Here is a 16,857-nt window from a genome sequence, read left to right as displayed (position 1 = left end):
ACGACGAACAGGTATTCGATGAAGTTCACCGCCCTGGTCTCCGTGGCGGCCGCCGTGGCGCTGCTCGCCACCGGCTGCGGCACCGACCCCGACGCGGACCAGACCGTCCAGGGAACCGGATCGGTCACCTTCGACCTCAGTCCCGCGCAATCAGGCCGGGTACGCACCGACAAGGTGGACGCCCTCGCCGCCCAGGTACCGCAGGCGATCCGCGACCGCGGCACCCTGATCGTCACCGGCTCGTCGGGAGCCGCGCCGCCGCTGCGCTTCTACGCCAGCGACGACAAGACCACCGTCGGCTCCGAGGTCGATTTCGCCTCGCTGGTCGCCGATGTCCTCGGATTGGAACTCGAGGTGCAGGTGGCGGATTGGTCGCAGAACTTCGTGCGGGTCGACTCCGGCGCGGTCGACGCGTTCATCTCCAACGTCACGGTGACCGAGGAGCGCAAGGAGAAGTACGACTTCGCCACCTACCGCACCGACAATGTCGCCCTCGAGGTGCCGTTGAACGGCACGATCGACTACAAGGACCGTAAGAGCCTGGCGGGCAAGCGGATCGGGGTCGGCAGCGGCACCAATCAGGAGCAGCTGCTGGTCAAGTGGAGCGAGCAGAACCGCGCCGACGGCCTGGCGCCCATCGATATCGCCTACTTCCAGCAGGCCACCGACTACTACCTGGCCCTGGCCTCCGGTCGGCTCGACGGCTACATCGGCCCGAACCCGTCCGCGATCTACCACGCCGCCACGGCGAAGCAGACGAAGATCGTGGCCACCTTCTCCGGTGCGGGCGAGGCGTTGCAAGGCGAGATCGGCGTGCTGACCAAGAAGGGCAACGGCCTGATCACCCCCATCCACCAGGCCCTCGAACATCTCATCGCGAACGGCTCCTACCAGAAGGTCATCGACCGCTGGGGGCTGAACACCGAAGCGCTCACCGATTCGCGGATCAATCCGCCCGGCCTGCCGAAGAAGGGGTGAGCGCGGTGGCCCCACGTTTCCCCGACAACGGATTGCGGGTGCACCGCGTCGCCCAATCCGATCCGCTCGCCGCCCCGCTGCTGGCGGAGTTGGCGGTCGAGTACAGCACCCGCTACGGCAGATCCCCCGGCCAGGTGCACGCCTCGCTGGTGGAGTATCCGGCGGACGAGTTCGCGCCACCGCACGGGGATCTGCTCGTCGTCACCCGGGATTCGGAACCGGTGGCGGGTGGCGCCTTCCAACGTCACGACGAGGACACCGCCGAACTCAAGCGCATCTGGACCTCGCGCGAACATCGCAGGCAGGGCCTCGGCCGGTATGTCCTGGAGCAGTTGGAGGCCGAGATCGCCCGTCGCGGCTATCGGCGTATCTACCTGACGACCGGACCGCGCCAGCCCGAGGCCGTCGCCCTGTACCTGGCGGCCGGGTACACCGCGCTCTACGACCCCGACCTGCCCGCCGAGCAGATCGGCAAACATCCGTTCGAAAAATACGTGCGCGTATCCGATTCCATCGGAGCCGTGGCGTGAATCCGCATGTCGACCATCTCGAAAACCTGGGAGTAGCACAGTGATCCGATCCCGCCTCCGAATCGCGGCCATCGCCGCCGCCGTCACCGCGGCGGCGAGTCTGGCGGCCTGCGGCAGCGATTCGGGCAGTTCCGGTGGCGCAGCCGGGCCTCCGCAGCCGGGCGGCACGTTGCGCTACGGACTCTCCCAGGCGCCGACCTGCTCGGATCCGGCGCAGTCCGGCACCAACCAGACCATCTACGTCGCCCGGCAGATCGTCGACTCGCTGACCGATCAGGATCCGGCGACCGGTGCGATCAAGCCGTGGCTCGCCCGCACCTGGGAGGTGAGCCCGGACGCGAAGGTTTTCACCTATCACCTGGCCGACGGTGTCACCTTCAGTGACGGCACCCCGGTCACGGCCGAATCCGTCAAACGCAATTTCGACGCGATCGTGAAGCTCGGCGGGGCGAAGGCACCGCTGGGCACCAGCTATCTGACCAACTACGTCGGCACGACCGCGGTGGACCGATTGACCGCCAGGGTCGAGTTCAGCAAACCGAACGCGCAATTCCTGCAAGCCAGCTCGACCACGCAGCTCGGTCTGCTCGCCGACAGCACCACCGCGAAAACCGCCGAGCAGAGATGCGTGGGCGACAATATCGGCAGCGGGCCGTTCACCTACGCGGGCTGGCGTCAGGACGCCTCGGCGACGCTGGCCAAACGCGCCGGATACAACTGGGGTTCGGATGTCTTCGCCCATCGCGGTGAGGCGTATCTGGACCGCATCGAATTCACCGTCGTCCCCGAATCCGGGGTGCGCACGGGCAGTCTCACCTCCGGTCAGCTCGACGCGATCAGCGACGCGCTCGTCCAGGACGTCCCGCAGCTCGAGGCCGCGGGCGGCCGACTGCTGAGCACCCCCAATCCGGGCGTCACGTTCGGTTTGCAGCCCAATGTGACCCGGGGTCCGCTGCGCGATCCCGCCGTGCGCCAGGCGCTGCTGCCCGCGATCGACAGGCAGCAGCTGATCGATACCGTGCTCGGGCCGCAGTTCAAGCCCGCCACGAGCGTGCTGGCCGCCAATACCCCCGGCTACAAGGATCTCTCGGCCCAGCTGAGCTACGACCCGGCCAAGGCGAAGACCCTCCTCGATCAGGCGGGCTGGACGCCGGGCGGTGACGGGATCCGGGTGAAGAACGGCGAGCGGCTGTCCTTCGGTGTGCTGTTCAGCCAGGTGTTCGGCGGTAACCAGGCGATTCTCGAGCTGGTGCAGCAGCAACTGCGCCAGGTCGGCGTCGATCTGAAACTGGACCTGGCCTCGATCTCCGAGGTGACGGCCAGACAGAACTCCAAGGATTTCGACAGCGTCTACTACAACTCGACCCGGGCCGACGGGGACATCCTGCGCACCTCGTTCGGACTCGCTGGGCGTAATTTCAGTGCGCGCGAAGCTATTCCGGCGCTCGACGAAGTTCTCGACAGCCAGTTGAGCGCGGGCGACACCGCCGCGCGCGCCCAACTGATCCAGACCGCCCAGCAGCGCATCTTCGAGGCCGGTCTGTGGGTACCCACGGTCGAACTCTCGCAGGCCATCGGCGCGTCCGGGACCGTGCGGGATCTCAAATTCGAGGCGTCGGCACGTCTGCAGTTCTTCGACACCTGGTTGAGCGGGCGCTGACCCATGGCGCGCTATCTGGCCCTTCGCGTCCTGCAGGCGATCTGGGTGCTGTGGGCGGCGTTCACCCTCTCGTTCGTGGTGCTGTTCCTGCTGCCCGCCGACCCGGTCTCGATCGCGGCCGACGGGGGCGGCGCGGGCACCCCGGTGGACAAGGCCGCCGTCGCCGAACTACAGGCGCGTTACGGGCTGGACAAGCCGCTGTGGGACCAGTACCTGACCGCCCTGGGGCACGGGGTGCGCGGGGATCTCGGCCATTCCATCGTCACCGGTCAGCCGGTGACGCGGGCGATCGGCGACGCCCTGCCGGACACGCTCGCGCTGGCCGGGCTCGCGCTGCTGTTCGCGACGGTCGGCGGGGTCGCGCTGGCTTTCGCCGCGACCTACACCCGGCGGCCGTGGCTGCGCAACGGTTTGGCCGCGTTGCCGTCGCTCGGGGTGTCGGTGCCGACCTTCTGGACCGGATTGCTGCTGCTGCAACTGTTCTCGTTCCACTGGCGGCTCGCGCCCGCGTTCGGCGGGCACGGTTTCGCGGGCACGGTGCTCCCCGCGCTGACGCTGGCCGTCCCGATCGGGGCCGTCATCGCCCAGGTGCTCGCCGCCGGACTCGAATCGACATGGCGTCAGCCGTTCGTCGAGGTGGCACTGGCCAAGGGCGGGTCGCGCTGGTGGGTGCAGCGGACCCACGTGCTGCGCCCGGCCAGCGTGCCGACTTTCACCATCGCCGGTGTGCTCGTGGGCAATATGCTCGCCGGCTCGGTGGTGGTGGAGACGGTGTTCGCCCGCGCCGGGGTCGGCAGGCTGACCCAGACCTCGGTCATGGCCCAGGACATTCCCATGGTTCAGGGCATCGTGCTGTTCACCTCGGTGGTGTTCGTGAGCGTCAACCTTCTCGTCGACCTGCTCTATCCCCTGCTCGATCCGCGTATCGCGGGTAGGGCGCGGCGTGCGGGAGACCCGGCCGCCGAGACATCCACCGACAAGACCATCGAGGAGGTGGCGGTTCGTGTCTGAATCCCGCTACGACCCGTCGGGTGACACGGGGGTGACGGCGCATGGTCGACGTCGCTGAGGATTCCCGGCGCGCCACGCTGCCGCTGTCGATCCGCCCCGCGGTGCGGTGGCGGAGCCTGCTCGACAACGCTGGTCTGCTGGTCGCCGCCGCGGTGGCACTGCTCGCCGTCGGCTGGGCGCTGTTCCCCTCGGTGTTCGCCGGTGGCGATCCGCTGACCGGGGTGCCCTCGGACAAACTCCAGGGGCCGAGCGCCGAACACTGGTTCGGCACCGACAATATCGGGCGCGACCTCTACACGCGGATGGTGCACGGGGCCGGGCTCTCGCTCACCGCGACACTGTCGGCGGTGGCGATCGCGCTGATCGCCGGAACGCTGCTCGGCTTGCTGGCCGGGGCGGTCGGCGGTCTGGTCGACACCGCCATCATGCGCGTGGTCGACGTCCTGCTGTCGATTCCGTCGCTGCTGCTCTCGCTGGCGCTGGTCACCGCACTCGGCTTCGGCACCCGCAATGTGGCGATCGCCGTCGGTGTCTCGCTGGTCGCGAATTTCGCCAGGGTGATGCGCTCGGAAGTGCTTCGGGTCAAGCAGGCGACCTACGTGGAGGCGGCACACGCGTCGGGGGTGCGCTGGTACACGGTGCTCGCACGGCACGTGCTGCCCAATTCCTATCAGCCGGTCGTCGCGCTGGCCGCGGTGGAATTCGGTATGGCGGTGCTTGCGGTCTCGGCCCTGAGCTTCCTCGGCTACGGCGCGAAGCCGCCCACCCCCGAATGGGGTTCGCTGATCTCCGAGGGCCGCAACTACCTCGCCACCGCCTGGTGGCTCACCACGCTTCCCGGCCTGGTGATCATCGCCGTCGTGATCGCCGCCCAGCGGCTCGGCCGCGCCGCGGGAAGGGATTCCGACCGATGAGCCGCTCACTCGACGTCGATATCGCACGCGCCGACGAGAACACGCCCGCCGATGCCCCCGCTCTGCTGCGCGTCGACGATCTGCGCGTGCGCTACCGGGGTGAGAACAGCCCGGTGACGGCACTCGACGGTGTCTCGCTGACCATCGCGAAGGGCGAAGTGGTCGCCCTGGTCGGCGAATCCGGTTCGGGAAAATCGACATTGGCGCAGGCGGTGATCGGACTGCTCGGGTCGGCGGGTGAGATCACCGGCGGCACCGTGGTTTTCGACGGAAAGCCGGTGCGCCCCGACGACGAGCGCACGCTGCGCGCACTACGCGGGGCCAGGATCGGTTTCGTTCCGCAGGATCCCGGACTGTCGTTGAATCCGGTGCGCCGCGTCGGCGACCAGGTGGCCGAAACGCTGATCGTGCACGGCATCGCAGACCGGCGCTCGGCCCGTGACCGCGCACTGCGGCTGCTCGCCGACGCCGGACTCGACCGGCCGGAACTGCGCGCGAGCCAGTACCCCCACGAACTGTCGGGCGGGCAACGCCAGCGGGTGCTGATCGCCTCGGCGCTCATCGCCGAACCGGATCTGGTCATCGCGGACGAGCCGACCAGCGCGCTGGACGCCACCGTCGCGCGCCGGGTGCTCGACCGACTGGCCGAGCAGACCGCGGCGCGCGGGACAGCCGTACTGCTCATCACCCACGATCTGGCCATCGCGGCCGAACGCGCGGATCGGGTGGTGGTGCTCGAAGGCGGCGAGATCGTGGAATCCGGGCCGACCTCGACGGTGCTTCGGCATCCGCGCCACCCGTACACCAAGCGGCTGTTCGCGGCGTCGCCGAGCCTCGCGCCGTTCGACGGTTTCCGTCCGGCCCGCGCCGACGCCGGTCCCCCGCTGCTGACGCTGCGCGACGTGCACAAGAGTTTCCGCGCGCGCGGCGCGACGGTGACGGCGGTCTCCGGTGTGGGATTCGAACTGGCGCGCGGCGAAACCCTGTCGCTGGTCGGCGAATCCGGTTCGGGCAAATCGACGACGGCGCGTATCGCGTTGCGCCTCACCGAACCCGACAGCGGCACCGTGACCTTCGACGGCCACGATCTGAACGGCCTGCGCGGGTCGCGGCTGCGACGACTACGCCAGCGGTTCCAGATCGTCTACCAGAATCCCTACGCCTCACTCGACCCGCGCTGGCGGGTGGCGCGGATCGTGGAGGAACCGTTGCGCGCCTATGGCGTCGGCGACAGCGCGCAGCGGCGGGCGCGGGTTCGGGAACTGCTCGATCAGGTCTCCCTGCCCGGCGGTTACGACCAGCGCCGCCCCGCGGAACTGTCCGGCGGACAGCGTCAGCGCGTCGCCATCGCCCGCGCGCTCGCCCTGCACCCGGATCTGCTCGTCCTCGACGAACCGGTCTCCGCGCTCGACGCCTCGGTGCAGGCCCAGATCCTGGAACTGCTCGACCGCCTGCAAACCGAGTTGAACCTGAGCTACCTGTTCATCTCCCACGACCTCGCGGTGGTGCGCCGCATCAGCGACCGGGTGGCGGTCATGCGTCACGGCCGCGTCGTCGAGACAGGGACGACCGAGGCGATCTTCGACAACCCGCGACACGACTACACCCGCGAACTGCTCTCCGCCATTCCCACACTCGAGGACTCGCGCCGATGACGAATTCCGAGCAGCACACCGGACGACCAGCGATATCGGCGCGCCTGCGCGCCTTCTTCCGGGCGCGCACGCGGTCGGAATCGCGTTCGGCCCTGTGGCATTCCGCGTACCTGTTCGCCCCCGATCTCGCGGGTGCCGCCGGGCCCACGGCGCACCGGCTCATCGATTGGGAGGCGCGATGAGCAAGTCGATCCTTCTCACCCGCCGGCGGACCCCGAGTTCCTGTCGGCGGCCCCCGGTCAGCGCGCGCTTGGCGACGATGCCGCCCGCCTCGCCGCCTACCGGCCACACGGGATCACCCCGTCCGGCATCACCGCAGCCCCGCGACCGGCATCGTCTCGGCCCCCGCCACCTCCGGATCCTCTCAATCACTCATATCCGCCCAGTCCACGAAGGAGCCCCAGCGTCATGACCACCACCACCGCACCGCATTTCGAGACCGAGTGGGCACACTGGCACAGCGACCGGGAGGAACGACTGCGCGACCCGCTCGGCTTCCTGAGCCTGACCGCGCTCATCTGGCTCACTGATCAACCCGAGCGCCTGCCCGACCTACCCGGAACCTGGTGGGTGACCGACAACAAGGTGTTCATCACCGCCCGGCCCGCCGACCGTCTGATCCACGAGGGCGAGGGCATCGCGGGCGTGCAGATCCTGCGGCCCGCCGAGGGCGCTCCCGGGCTGCACGTGCGCCACGAGGGCCGGGTGCTCGAAGTGATCCGGCGCAGCGGTCGATACGCGGTGCGCGTGCACGATCCGGCGGCGCCCACCCTGCGCGCGTTCACCGGCGTCACCTCCTACGCTCCCGATCAGCGCTGGGTGGTGACCGGCCGTTTCCTGCCCTTCGACGAGCCGCGCACCGTCACCACCGGCGCGGTGGTCGACGGGCTCGAACACCACCACAGCGCCGTCGGGACCATCGAATTCACCCTCGGCACGGTGACCGAGCAGCTCGTCGCCTTCGGCGTCGCCGATGATCTGCGGGTGCTGTTCACCGACGCGACCAGCGGCGTCACCACCTACCCCGCGGCGCGGTCGCTGTCGGTCGGCGCGGTCGGCGACGACGGCACGGTCGTACTCGATTTCAATCGCGCGGCGAATCTGCCCTGCGCCTTCACCGACTTCGCGACCTGCCCGGTGGCCCCGGAGCAGAACCGGCTGCGCATCGCGATCGAGGCGGGCGAGCAGGATCCGAAGCTGGGCGGTGCGCACGCATGAGCGTTCCGCTGTCCATCCTGGATCTGGCCCCCGTCAGTGCCGGATCGACACCGCAGCAGGCATTGCGCAACACCGTCGAACTGGCCCAGCGGGCCGAACAGTGGGGCTACCACCGCTATTGGCTGGCCGAACATCATTTCGTCGCGGTGGCCAGCTCGTCGTCGATCACCCTCATCGGGCTGGTCGCGGCGGCCACCTCGCGGATCCGGGTCGGGTCGGCGGCGGTCCAGGTCGGTCACCACACCTCGGCCTCCATCGTCGAGGCGTTCGGCACGATAGACGCCCTCCATCCGGGTCGCCTCGACCTCGGCCTCGGTCGTTCCGGACATCGGCGCGCGCAGTTCGGCAGCGAGCCCTCCCACCCCAAGGTCGGGCGGCCGGTGGTCGACACGGTCACCGGCCGGACCAGGATCGTCGACGGCGTCGTGGTGCCGCCGCCGTTCGAACCCGGCCGCATCGTGGACAGGACCAAATTCCTCGCCTCCGTGCACGCCCTGCAACAGGAGGGCGCGCAGCCGCCGGAATTCTCCGACCAGGTGGACGAGGTGCTCGCCCTGCTCGACGGCACCTACACGACACCCGGCGGTGTCGCGCTGCACGCCGTTCCCGGTGAGGGCGCGCAGGTGCAGGTGTGGTTGTTCGGCAGTTCGGGCGGCGCGAGCGCGCAGGTGGCAGGCAGCCTCGGACTGCCCTTCGCCGCGAACTACCACGTCTCGCCCGGCACATCGCTCGAAGCGGTCGATGCCTACCGCGCGGCCTTCCGGCCGTCGCGGTATCTGAGCGAGCCGTACGTGGTCGTCTCGGCCGATGTCGTCGTCGCCCCCGACGACGCCACCGCCCGGCACCGCGCCTCGACCTACGGGCACTGGGTGCACAGCATCCGATCCGGCGCGGGCGCGGTCGAATACATCGATCCGGACACGGCCACCCCGCTCACCGCCGAGCAGCGGCGGCTGGTCGACGACCGGTTGGCGACCCAGTTCGTCGGGTCACCGGCCACGGTGGTGGAACGGCTTTCCGCGCTGCGGCGGGTCACCGGCGCGGACGAACTGCTCGTCACCAGCGTCACCCACGATCACGAGCAGCGACTCGAATCGCACCGCCTGCTGGCCGACGCCTGGGGGCTGAGTTCGGCCAAGGCCGCGTGACGCTCAGGCGCTCGTGACACTCAGGCGCTGAGGGGCGCCGCGGTGACGCCGTAGCCGAGGTTGGTCAGCACCTCGCTGGTCGCCTTGGCGAAATTCAAGGTGATGAAGTGCAGGCACGGCGCGCCCTCGTCGATGAGACGTTGCGCCATCTCGGTGGCGATCTGGATACCGACCTCGCGCACCGCGGCGCGATCCTCTTCCTTACCGTCACCGGCCGCCCGACGCAGACGCGTGAGCACCGAATCGGGCAGCGGACGACCGCACAGTTCCTCGGCGCGCTCGACGGTGCGCAGCGAGGTGATGGGCATCAACTCGGGGATGATCGGTTTGGCGCCCTCGATCGGATCGAAGGCCGCGAGCCGATCGCGCAACCGCAGGTAGTGCTCGACCTCGAAGAACATCTGGGTGATCGAGTATTCCGCGCCCGCGCGCAATTTCGCCGCCAGGTATTCGGTATCGCACGCCAGGTCGGGCGAGCGGTGGTGTCCCTGCGGGAACGAGGCGACACCGACGTGGAAATCGCCCAGATCGCGCACGATGCGCACCAGCTCGTCGGCGTACTCGACACCCTCGGGGTGCCTGCGCCACTCGCCGAGCGGATCACCGGGCGGATCGCCGCGCAGCACGAGGATGTTGCGGATTCCCGAATCGGCGTAGGAGCCGACCAGCGACCGCAGTTCCGCCACGCTGTGACCGACCGCGGTCAGATGCGCCACCGGCAGCAGGGTGGTCTCCCGCGCCAGCTGGCCGGTGACCCGGACCGTGCGGTCCTTGGTCGATCCGCCCGCGCCGTAGGTCATGGAGACGAAAGCCGGATGCATCCGCTCGAACTCGCGGACCGCGCGCCACAGCCTGGCCTCCCCCGCCGCGTCGCGCGGCGGGTTGAACTCCACCGAGAACGGCACGGAACCGCCCGGGTGAGCCCGCAGACTCTGCACGACCGAGGGGGTCCCCGAGACGATCGGCGGCGTCGAGGACGGGCTCCCAGGGGTCGGGCGTCCCGGGACGGAATCGAAAGTCACCGACCCAGTGTAGAGGTGCGGTCGGACCCGTAGGGCAGGCCCGTGGACAGGGCGAGCGAGCGCGTGGCGCGCGACAGGTGTACCGCGCGCAGGCGTGCCGGAGCGCACGGGTATTCTAGACAACTGGGCAGTATCCTCGCGGCGGCCCGGATCACGCACGGTGTGCATGGCATCGAAACGGCACGCCCGAGCACGACGAGACCTTTCGCCGCGCGCGCCGCGCGGCACCACCGAAATGACCCCTGGAGGTTGCACTGTCCGCCGGATCCGGTACTCCGACGCGAACCCCGTCGGCGGCGCTCCACGGACCCGCCGACTCGACCGGGGCACCGTCGGCGACCCTCGGGTCGGCCGCGTTCGTCGCCGCCACCGAATCCGCGCTCGACGAATTCTTCGCCTCCCGACGCGACACCGTGGAACAGCTCGGCCCGATCTTCGTCGAAGCCGCCGAAGCGCTGCGCCAGTTCGTCCTTCGCGGCGGCAAACGCACCAGGCCCGCTTTCGCGTGGATCGGATGGCTCGGCGCGGGCGGTGACGCCGACGGCCCCGAGGCGGCGGCGGTGACCAACGCCTGCGCCGCGCTGGAACTCGTGCAGGCCTGCGCGCTCATCCACGACGACATCATCGATGCCTCGCGCACGCGGCGCCGTTTCCCGACCGTGCACGTCGACTTCGAACAGCGCCACCGTGAGCGGGGCTGGGCGGGCGACGCCGACCGGTTCGGCACCAGCGTGGCCATCCTGATCGGCGATCTCGCCCTGGCCTGGGCCGACGACATGGTCCACGCCTCCGGCCTCGATCCGGCCGCCATCACCCGCTTCGCACCGGTCTGGGCGCTCATGCGCACCGAGGTGCTCGGCGGACAACTGCTCGACATCAACGGCCACGCGGGCGGAGACGAATCCGTCGACGCCGCGTTGCGCATCAACCGCTACAAGACCGCCGCCTATACCGTCGAGCGACCGCTGCACCTCGGTGCGGCGATCGCCGACGCCGACCCGGCCCTGATCGCGGCCTACCGGGAATTCGGCACCGATATCGGGATCGCGTTCCAGCTCCGAGACGACCTGCTCGGGGTGTTCGGCGATCCCGAGGTCACCGGCAAACCCTCCGGCGACGATCTGCGCGAGGGTAAGCGCACCGTACTACTGGCCGAAGCGCTGCAGCGCGCCGACGCCACCGACCCGCTTTCCGCGAAACTGCTGCGCACCAGTCTCGGCACCGATCTCGGCGCCGAGGAAGTAGAACGCTTACGCGCCGTACTCACCGATCTCGGCGCCGTCGACGATGTGGAACGCCGCATCGCCGATCTCACCGATCGCGGTCTCGCCGCCATCGAAACCAGCTCGGCCACTTCCTCCGCCAAGAAGACCTTGCGCGCGATGGCACTGGCCGCAACCAGGAGGACCGCATGAAAGCCGTCATGGGACCAGCCGATCGCGCCATCGCCGTCGGCGCAGGCCCTGCCCCTCGCACCACGGGAAAGCGTCGCCGCACCGTCGTACAGACGGAACGCCGGTTGATCATGGCGGCGGGCCTGCCCGCGCGCCGTGCGATCCGACTACCTCGTTCCTGCGCCGCGACCCCGGTCGAAGAGCGCACCGACGACGAGTGAAATCCGTTGCGGGAGAAGATACTTCCGCAACACTTCGGCCCCGGCGGAGTGCATCCGCACCGTCGCGCCGAGCGGGCGCGCACAGCGCGGCCCACGTGAGAACCGATGACCCGACGGGCGTACAGGCATGTTCCCGTCCGGTCACGGCGGCAGCGGTACATTCGCTGTGCGCCGCGCAGGTATCGAGGAGAATCCGATGAAGACGGTCCCCGGACCGACCGAGCACGTGGTCGTGGTCGGCGCGGGACTGTCCGGATTGGCAGCGGCACTGTATCTGCGCGGCGCCGGACGCACCGTCACCCTGCTCGAACAGGCCGACCACCCCGGCGGCCGGGTCGGGCGCTACGCCGGTCCGGACTACGAAATCGACTCCGGCGCAACGGTTCTGACCCTGCCCGAACTCATCGACGACGCACTGGCGGCGGTGGGGCACACCAGGGACACCTGCACACCGCCGTTGCGCATCGACCTGCTCGCGCCGAGCTATCACGCGCGCTTCGCCGACGATTCGACCATCCGTGTCTTCGCCGACCCCGACCGGATGGCCGAGGAGGTCGAGCGGACCTGCGGGCCCCGCGAGGCACGCGGCTACCGGCGGTTGCGCGACTGGCTCGGCCGGATCTATCGCGCCGAGTTCACCGAATTCATGGACACCAACTTCGATTCGCCCCTGGACATGATCCGGCGGCCGGAGAAACGGGCCGCGCTGCTCGAACTCGTCCGCCTGGGTGGGTTCGGCAGGCTCGGTCCGCGCGTCGGCAGATTCCTGCGCGATCCACGACTGGCCCGCCTGTTCACCTTCCAGGCCCTCTACGCGGGGATGGCGCCCGCCGAGGCCCTCGCGGTCTACGGCGCGATCCCGCATATGGACACCTCCCTCGGCGTGTACTTCCCGCGCGGCGGCATGCGTGCCGTCGCGGCCGCCATGGCCGACGCCTTCACCTCGGCGGGCGGCACCGTGCAACTGAACACCGAGGTCGTCGGGCTCGAATACGACGACCGCAGGGCCAGGCGGGTGCGACTCGCCGACGGCAGCGCGCTGTCCTGCGACGCGGTGGTGCTGACCGCCGATCTCGGCGTCATCGAACGGTTCGGGATCCGGCGGCGACGGGGGCTGCGCGCCGCGCCGTCCGCGGTCGTGGCGCACGGGACCGTTCCCGCCTCGGTCGCCGCGACCTGGCCGGTGCGGGCCCACCACACCATCGAGTTCGGGGCCGCGTGGGACCGCACCTTCGCCGAGATCGCGGCCGGGCGTGGGAAGGGCACGACGATGAGTGATCCGTCACTGCTGTTGACGCGCCCCGCCCTCACCGACCCCGCGCTGTACATCGAGCGCGAGGACGGACGACACGAACCGTTCTCACTGCTGGCGCCGTGCCCGAATCTGGTGTCCGCGCCGCTGGACTGGGATCGGCTCGGCGCGCCCTATCTGCGCGAACTGCTCGGCGTCCTGGAAGCGCGCGGCTACCGGGGGATCGCCACGCATTTCACCGTGGACCATCTGGACACCCCGAAGACATGGCGCGACAAGGGGATGATCGCGGGCACACCCTTCTCCGCCGCGCATCTGTTCCGGCAGACCGGACCATTTCGAACTCGTAATTTTCCGACGTCCAGCGACAATGTGGTTATCGCCGGTTGCGGCACGACACCCGGCGTCGGCGTGCCCACCGCGTTGCTGTCCGGGAAACTCGCGGCAAACCGGATGACCGGTGCCACGATTCCACTCGGGATGAAACCCCACGCACCAGCGGGATAGTGTTCCCGACGAACCATTAAACTGATCGCCGACCTAATTCGCTCGCGGTTGCGACCGCCGACCTGACCGGGGGGACCGACACCACATGCCACCCCCGGATACCCGCGCCCCCGAAAGCTCGGCAGGTTCGCGCGACACCGCTTCGCAGCCCGAATCCTCGGTACGCGCCGACACGCTGCGCGCACGCGTGCAGACCTACACCGATTTCGTCCGGAGTCCGGAGGGCCACTCGGCGCTACTGGGTCTCTTCGGCGCGGTGATGATCACCTTCGGCGGCTTCGGCGCGGGCAGCGTCCGCAAACGCGATCCGCTGCTGGAGGCGATGCACCTGTCGTGGCTGCGCTTCGGCCACGGCTACGCCCTCTCGACCATGGTGATCTGGGTCGGCGTACTGCTGATGATCACCGCGTGGGTTCGCCTCGGCCGCACCACCATCGGACTCGGTGACCGTCCGGGCGCGGGGGTGACCCTGAACGAGTTGCGGGCGATCGTCGGCATCTGGATCTTCCCGCTGCTGTTCGCGGTGCCCATGTTCAGCCGCGACGCCTACTCCTATCTGGCGCAGGGCGCGCTGCTGCGCGACGGTTTCGATCCCTACCAGGTCGGCCCCGTCGCCAATCCCGGCGTGCTGCTGGACAATGTGAGCCCGGTCTGGACCACCACCACCGCGCCCTACGGCCCGGTCTTCCTGCTGCTCGGCCGGGCCATCACCGCCATCACCGGCGACAACGTGATCGCGGGCACCATCGCGCTGCGGCTGGTCATGCTGCCCGGACTCGCGCTGATGATGTGGGCGGTACCGTATCTGACCAAACATCTGGGCGGCAAGCCGACGGTCGCGCTGTGGCTGGCCGTGCTCAACCCGCTGGTGCTGATCCATCTGATCGGCGGCGTCCACAACGAGATGCTGATGGTCGGGCTGATGTGCGCCGGTATCGCGCTGGTGCTGGAACGTCACCACGTGGCGGGCATCGTCGTGGTCGCGATCGGCGTCGCCATCAAGGCGACGGCGGGTATCGCGCTGCCCTTCCTGGTGTGGATCTGGATGCTGCACGAGAAGGAACGCCGCGCCGCCCAGCGCGCCGGACTCGATCCGTCGCAGGTCACCGATTCCGAACACGACGACGCGGCTCGGCCATCCCAGGACAACCCCAATCCGGCCCTGATGTTCGCCAAGATCGCCGGGCTCGGACTCGGCGTCTTCGCCGTGGTGTTCGTCGCCGCCTCGGCCATCGCCGGTGTCGGCATCGGCTGGCTGACGGCGCTGTCGGGATCGAAGAAGATCATCAACTGGCTGTCGCTGCCGACGATCATGGCGCACGCCGTCACCTGGGTGACCCCGTTCAACACCGATCCGGTGCTGGTGATCACCCGGGCGCTGTGCGCGCTCGCCCTGGTCGCGGTGCTGGTGGCGACCTGGTGGCGATTCCGGCACAGCGAACGCGAGGCTGTGCTCGGCATCCTGATCGCCTTCGTCGCGATCGTCATCCTCTCCCCCGCCGCGCTGCCCTGGTACTACTCCTGGCCGCTCGCGCTGGCCGCCGGTTTCGCGCTCTCGACGACGACGCTGATGGTACTTGTCGGCTTGTGCGCGTGGCTGATGCTGGTATTCCAGCCCGACGGCTCGATCGGGCTCTACAGCTTCTGGCACGTCGCCGCCGCGACCTTCGCCGCCGTGGTCGCCGCGTCGTCACTGCGCAAGGTCGACCCGTTGCGGCTCCGGGCCACTCCCCCGGCGGAACTGCCGACAGTACCCGCCCGAACATGACCGCGGCCCTGGCTTCCGGGGCAGCGATCGGCGGGTCGTCGGGTGCGGCTTCCGCATTGGCCGACGCCTACGAACTCTGCGGGCGGATCGCGGCCGAACACGGCCGCACCTACCATCTCGCGACCCGCCTGCTCGGTCCGTCGCGGCGTTCGGCCGTGCACGCGCTCTACGCCTTCGCCCGCATGGTCGACGATATCGTCGACGTCGAAAACGGTTCCGGCGGTGCGATATCCGCAGATCGGGGGGCCCGGTCGGGCGTGGACCCGGAGACAGCGGCGGACGCGACCGAGCAACTCGACTCGATCGAGCGGCAACTGTGGGCGAGCATCGAGCGCCACGTGCCCGCGATCGGCCGCACCGGGATCCGCGCCCGGACCGGCGACGACGCGAAGACGGCTGGCGCGGGCGCCGCCCCCTCGACATCCCAGGCACCGCCGCCGACCTCTCCGGTGACGCGACCCGAACTCCCCGGGGCCGATGCGTACCGCGACCAGGTGCTGCTCGCGGTCACCGACACCATTCGCCGCTACGACATCGCACCCGCGCATTTCCGCGTGTTCCTGGCGTCGATGCGCATGGACATTCCCGGTACCTCGCAATTCCGCGACCACTACCCGACGATGGATGACCTGCGCGAATACATGCGCGGCTCGGCGGCCGCGATCGGGCTGCAACTACTGCCAGTACTCGGCACGGTGGTTCCGGTCGAAGCGGCCGAACCCGCGGCGGCCGCGCTCGGCGAGGCCTTCCAGCTCACCAACTTCCTGCGCGATGTCGCGGAGGATCTCGATCGCGGACGGCTGTACCTGCCCGACGCCGAACTCGCCGCGTTCGGCGTCGATCGCGCACTGCTCGCGCACTGCCGCGACACCGGCCGCACCGATCCGAGGGTGCGCCGCGCGCTGTCGCACCTGATCGCGATCAACCGTGACATCTACCGGCGCGCGAATCCCGGCATCGACCTGCTCGATCCCCGGGTGCGCCCCGCGATCCGCACCGCGAGCACCCTCTACGCGGGAATTCTCGATCGCGTCGAATCCGGCGGCTACGACATCTTCCGGACCCGCGCGGCGGTACCCCGCCGCGTGCGGTTGCGCGTCGCGGCCGCCGAATTCGCGGCATCGGCCGTGCGCGAGCGCCTCAGAACGGCTCGGCGGCCGCTCGCCTGATGACTTCGCGGGCCAGCGTTCCGTGCAGGGCGTCGACCGGTCTGCCGGGCAGCGTGTCGTCGTCGGTGAAGATCCATCGCAGGATCTCCACGTCGGAGTACTTGCCGTCCTTCATCACGGTGATCAGGCCGGGCAGGAATCGCGTGACATTGCCGTCCGTGTCGAAGAAACGCTCGGGAATCCCGGCGACGCCGTCACGGCGGACGGCGAGCAACTGGTAGTCACGCAACATCTGGTGTACCCGTGTCACCACGATGCCGAGTCGATCCGCGACTTCGGGCAGGGGCAACAGGGTTACCGACTCGGGCAGAACGTCCTCGCTACAGGGAAATGCGCTCACCGGGTAAACGGTAGACCGTCGCCGCCGCGCGCCATGAGACACCCGGGGGCAACCCCGCGTGCGCGGGTCG

General features: G+C 69.4%; 16 protein-coding genes. 14 read left to right on the top strand and 2 right to left on the bottom strand.

Annotated features, from left to right (window positions below; all coding sequences use genetic code 11):
- The first annotated feature begins 18 nt into the window (after nt 1-18).
- From OG225_RS03685 to OG225_RS03645, 9 genes are all read left to right on the top strand, one after another.
- Nucleotides 19-978, top strand: coding sequence for an ABC transporter substrate-binding protein (locus OG225_RS03685; protein ID WP_405180405.1), 960 nt, complete (start codon nt 19-21; stop codon nt 976-978).
- Nucleotides 975-1,508, top strand: a complete 534-nt coding sequence (locus tag OG225_RS03680) for a GNAT family N-acetyltransferase (RefSeq protein WP_405180404.1) — start codon at nt 975-977, stop codon at nt 1,506-1,508. The genes OG225_RS03685 and OG225_RS03680 overlap by 4 nt, the downstream gene beginning before the upstream one ends.
- 40 nt (nt 1,509-1,548) lie before the next feature.
- Nucleotides 1,549-3,168 carry an ABC transporter substrate-binding protein gene (locus OG225_RS03675; protein WP_405180403.1) on the top strand — a complete coding sequence of 540 codons (1,620 nt, stop codon included), beginning with the start codon at nt 1,549-1,551 and terminating at the stop codon, nt 3,166-3,168.
- A 3-nt stretch (nt 3,169-3,171) separates the two neighbouring features.
- On the top strand, nt 3,172-4,179 hold the full coding sequence (locus tag OG225_RS03670; protein WP_405180402.1) for an ABC transporter permease: 1,008 nt from the start codon (nt 3,172-3,174) through the stop codon (nt 4,177-4,179).
- A gap of 41 nt (nt 4,180-4,220) precedes the next feature.
- Nucleotides 4,221-5,093, top strand: a complete 873-nt coding sequence (locus OG225_RS03665; RefSeq protein ID WP_405180401.1) for an ABC transporter permease — start codon at nt 4,221-4,223, stop codon at nt 5,091-5,093.
- On the top strand, nt 5,090-6,748 hold the full coding sequence (locus tag OG225_RS03660) for a dipeptide ABC transporter ATP-binding protein (protein ID WP_405180400.1): 1,659 nt from the start codon (nt 5,090-5,092) through the stop codon (nt 6,746-6,748). The genes OG225_RS03665 and OG225_RS03660 overlap by 4 nt, the downstream gene beginning before the upstream one ends.
- Entirely contained in the window at nt 6,745-6,930 is a 186-nt protein-coding gene (locus OG225_RS03655) for a hypothetical protein (protein ID WP_405180399.1), read from the top strand. Before OG225_RS03660 ends, OG225_RS03655 begins: the two co-directional genes overlap by 4 nt.
- Nucleotides 6,931-7,156: 226 nt before the next feature.
- A complete protein-coding gene (locus OG225_RS03650) occupies nt 7,157-7,966 on the top strand; it encodes a DUF1684 domain-containing protein (protein WP_405180398.1) in 810 nt (269 codons plus the stop codon).
- Entirely contained in the window at nt 7,963-9,114 is a 1,152-nt protein-coding gene (locus OG225_RS03645) for an LLM class flavin-dependent oxidoreductase (protein ID WP_405180397.1), read from the top strand. The genes OG225_RS03650 and OG225_RS03645 overlap by 4 nt, the downstream gene beginning before the upstream one ends.
- A 20-nt stretch (nt 9,115-9,134) precedes the next feature.
- On the opposite strand, the gene OG225_RS03640 is transcribed toward OG225_RS03645, so the two are convergent.
- Nucleotides 9,135-10,136 (bottom strand): methylenetetrahydrofolate reductase, encoded by a 1,002-nt coding sequence (locus OG225_RS03640; protein ID WP_405180396.1) that lies wholly within the window; start codon nt 10,134-10,136, stop codon nt 9,135-9,137.
- Between the two features lie 242 nt (nt 10,137-10,378).
- On the opposite strand from OG225_RS03640, the gene OG225_RS03635 reads away from it, so the two are divergent.
- The 5 genes from OG225_RS03635 (at nt 10,379) to OG225_RS03615 (ending at nt 16,447) form a co-directional block, all read left to right on the top strand.
- The gene (locus OG225_RS03635; RefSeq protein WP_405183179.1) at nt 10,379-11,551 is read left to right on the top strand and encodes a polyprenyl synthetase family protein; all 1,173 of its coding nucleotides are present in this window, start codon (nt 10,379-10,381) and stop codon (nt 11,549-11,551) included.
- Nucleotides 11,548-11,751 (top strand): hypothetical protein, encoded by a 204-nt coding sequence (locus OG225_RS03630; protein ID WP_109526272.1) that lies wholly within the window; start codon nt 11,548-11,550, stop codon nt 11,749-11,751. The genes OG225_RS03635 and OG225_RS03630 overlap by 4 nt, the downstream gene beginning before the upstream one ends.
- Nucleotides 11,752-11,947: 196 nt before the next feature.
- A complete protein-coding gene (gene crtI, locus OG225_RS03625; RefSeq protein WP_405180395.1) occupies nt 11,948-13,510 on the top strand; it encodes a phytoene desaturase family protein in 1,563 nt (520 codons plus the stop codon).
- An 85-nt stretch (nt 13,511-13,595) separates the two neighbouring features.
- Entirely contained in the window at nt 13,596-15,278 is a 1,683-nt protein-coding gene (locus OG225_RS03620; protein ID WP_405180394.1) for an alpha-(1->6)-mannopyranosyltransferase A, read from the top strand.
- The gene (locus OG225_RS03615) at nt 15,275-16,447 is read left to right on the top strand and encodes a phytoene/squalene synthase family protein (protein ID WP_405180393.1); all 1,173 of its coding nucleotides are present in this window, start codon (nt 15,275-15,277) and stop codon (nt 16,445-16,447) included. Before OG225_RS03620 ends, OG225_RS03615 begins: the two co-directional genes overlap by 4 nt.
- Here OG225_RS03615 and OG225_RS03610 read toward each other — a convergent pair.
- Nucleotides 16,419-16,787 carry an Rv2175c family DNA-binding protein gene (locus OG225_RS03610; RefSeq protein ID WP_405180392.1) on the bottom strand — a complete coding sequence of 123 codons (369 nt, stop codon included), beginning with the start codon at nt 16,785-16,787 and terminating at the stop codon, nt 16,419-16,421. The genes OG225_RS03615 and OG225_RS03610 overlap by 29 nt on opposite strands.
- Nucleotides 16,788-16,857: the final 70 nt, after the last annotated feature.

It is taken from the genome of Nocardia sp. NBC_01377, from assembly GCF_045040005.1.
Lineage (GTDB): Bacteria > Actinomycetota > Actinomycetes > Mycobacteriales > Mycobacteriaceae > Nocardia > Nocardia noduli.
Note: the sequence above shows the minus strand (reverse complement) of the source record. Positions and strands in the feature narration are given on the sequence as shown.

What these genes read in the sequence shown, in the direction of transcription:
- OG225_RS03685 (WP_405180405.1), top strand. Translation starts at nt 19, where the DNA reads ATGAAGTTCACCGCCCTGGTCTCCGTGGCGGCCGCCGTGGCGCTGCTC.
- OG225_RS03670 (WP_405180402.1), top strand. Translation starts at nt 3,172, where the DNA reads ATGGCGCGCTATCTGGCCCTTCGCGTCCTGCAGGCGATCTGGGTGCTG.
- OG225_RS03665 (WP_405180401.1), top strand. Translation starts at nt 4,221, where the DNA reads ATGGTCGACGTCGCTGAGGATTCCCGGCGCGCCACGCTGCCGCTGTCG.
- OG225_RS03660 (WP_405180400.1), top strand. Translation starts at nt 5,090, where the DNA reads ATGAGCCGCTCACTCGACGTCGATATCGCACGCGCCGACGAGAACACG.
- OG225_RS03655 (WP_405180399.1), top strand. Translation starts at nt 6,745, where the DNA reads ATGACGAATTCCGAGCAGCACACCGGACGACCAGCGATATCGGCGCGC.
- OG225_RS03650 (WP_405180398.1), top strand. Translation starts at nt 7,157, where the DNA reads ATGACCACCACCACCGCACCGCATTTCGAGACCGAGTGGGCACACTGG.
- OG225_RS03645 (WP_405180397.1), top strand. Translation starts at nt 7,963, where the DNA reads ATGAGCGTTCCGCTGTCCATCCTGGATCTGGCCCCCGTCAGTGCCGGA.
- OG225_RS03630 (WP_109526272.1), top strand. Translation starts at nt 11,548, where the DNA reads ATGAAAGCCGTCATGGGACCAGCCGATCGCGCCATCGCCGTCGGCGCA.
- crtI (WP_405180395.1), top strand. Translation starts at nt 11,948, where the DNA reads ATGAAGACGGTCCCCGGACCGACCGAGCACGTGGTCGTGGTCGGCGCG.
- OG225_RS03620 (WP_405180394.1), top strand. Translation starts at nt 13,596, where the DNA reads ATGCCACCCCCGGATACCCGCGCCCCCGAAAGCTCGGCAGGTTCGCGC.
- OG225_RS03615 (WP_405180393.1), top strand. Translation starts at nt 15,275, where the DNA reads ATGACCGCGGCCCTGGCTTCCGGGGCAGCGATCGGCGGGTCGTCGGGT.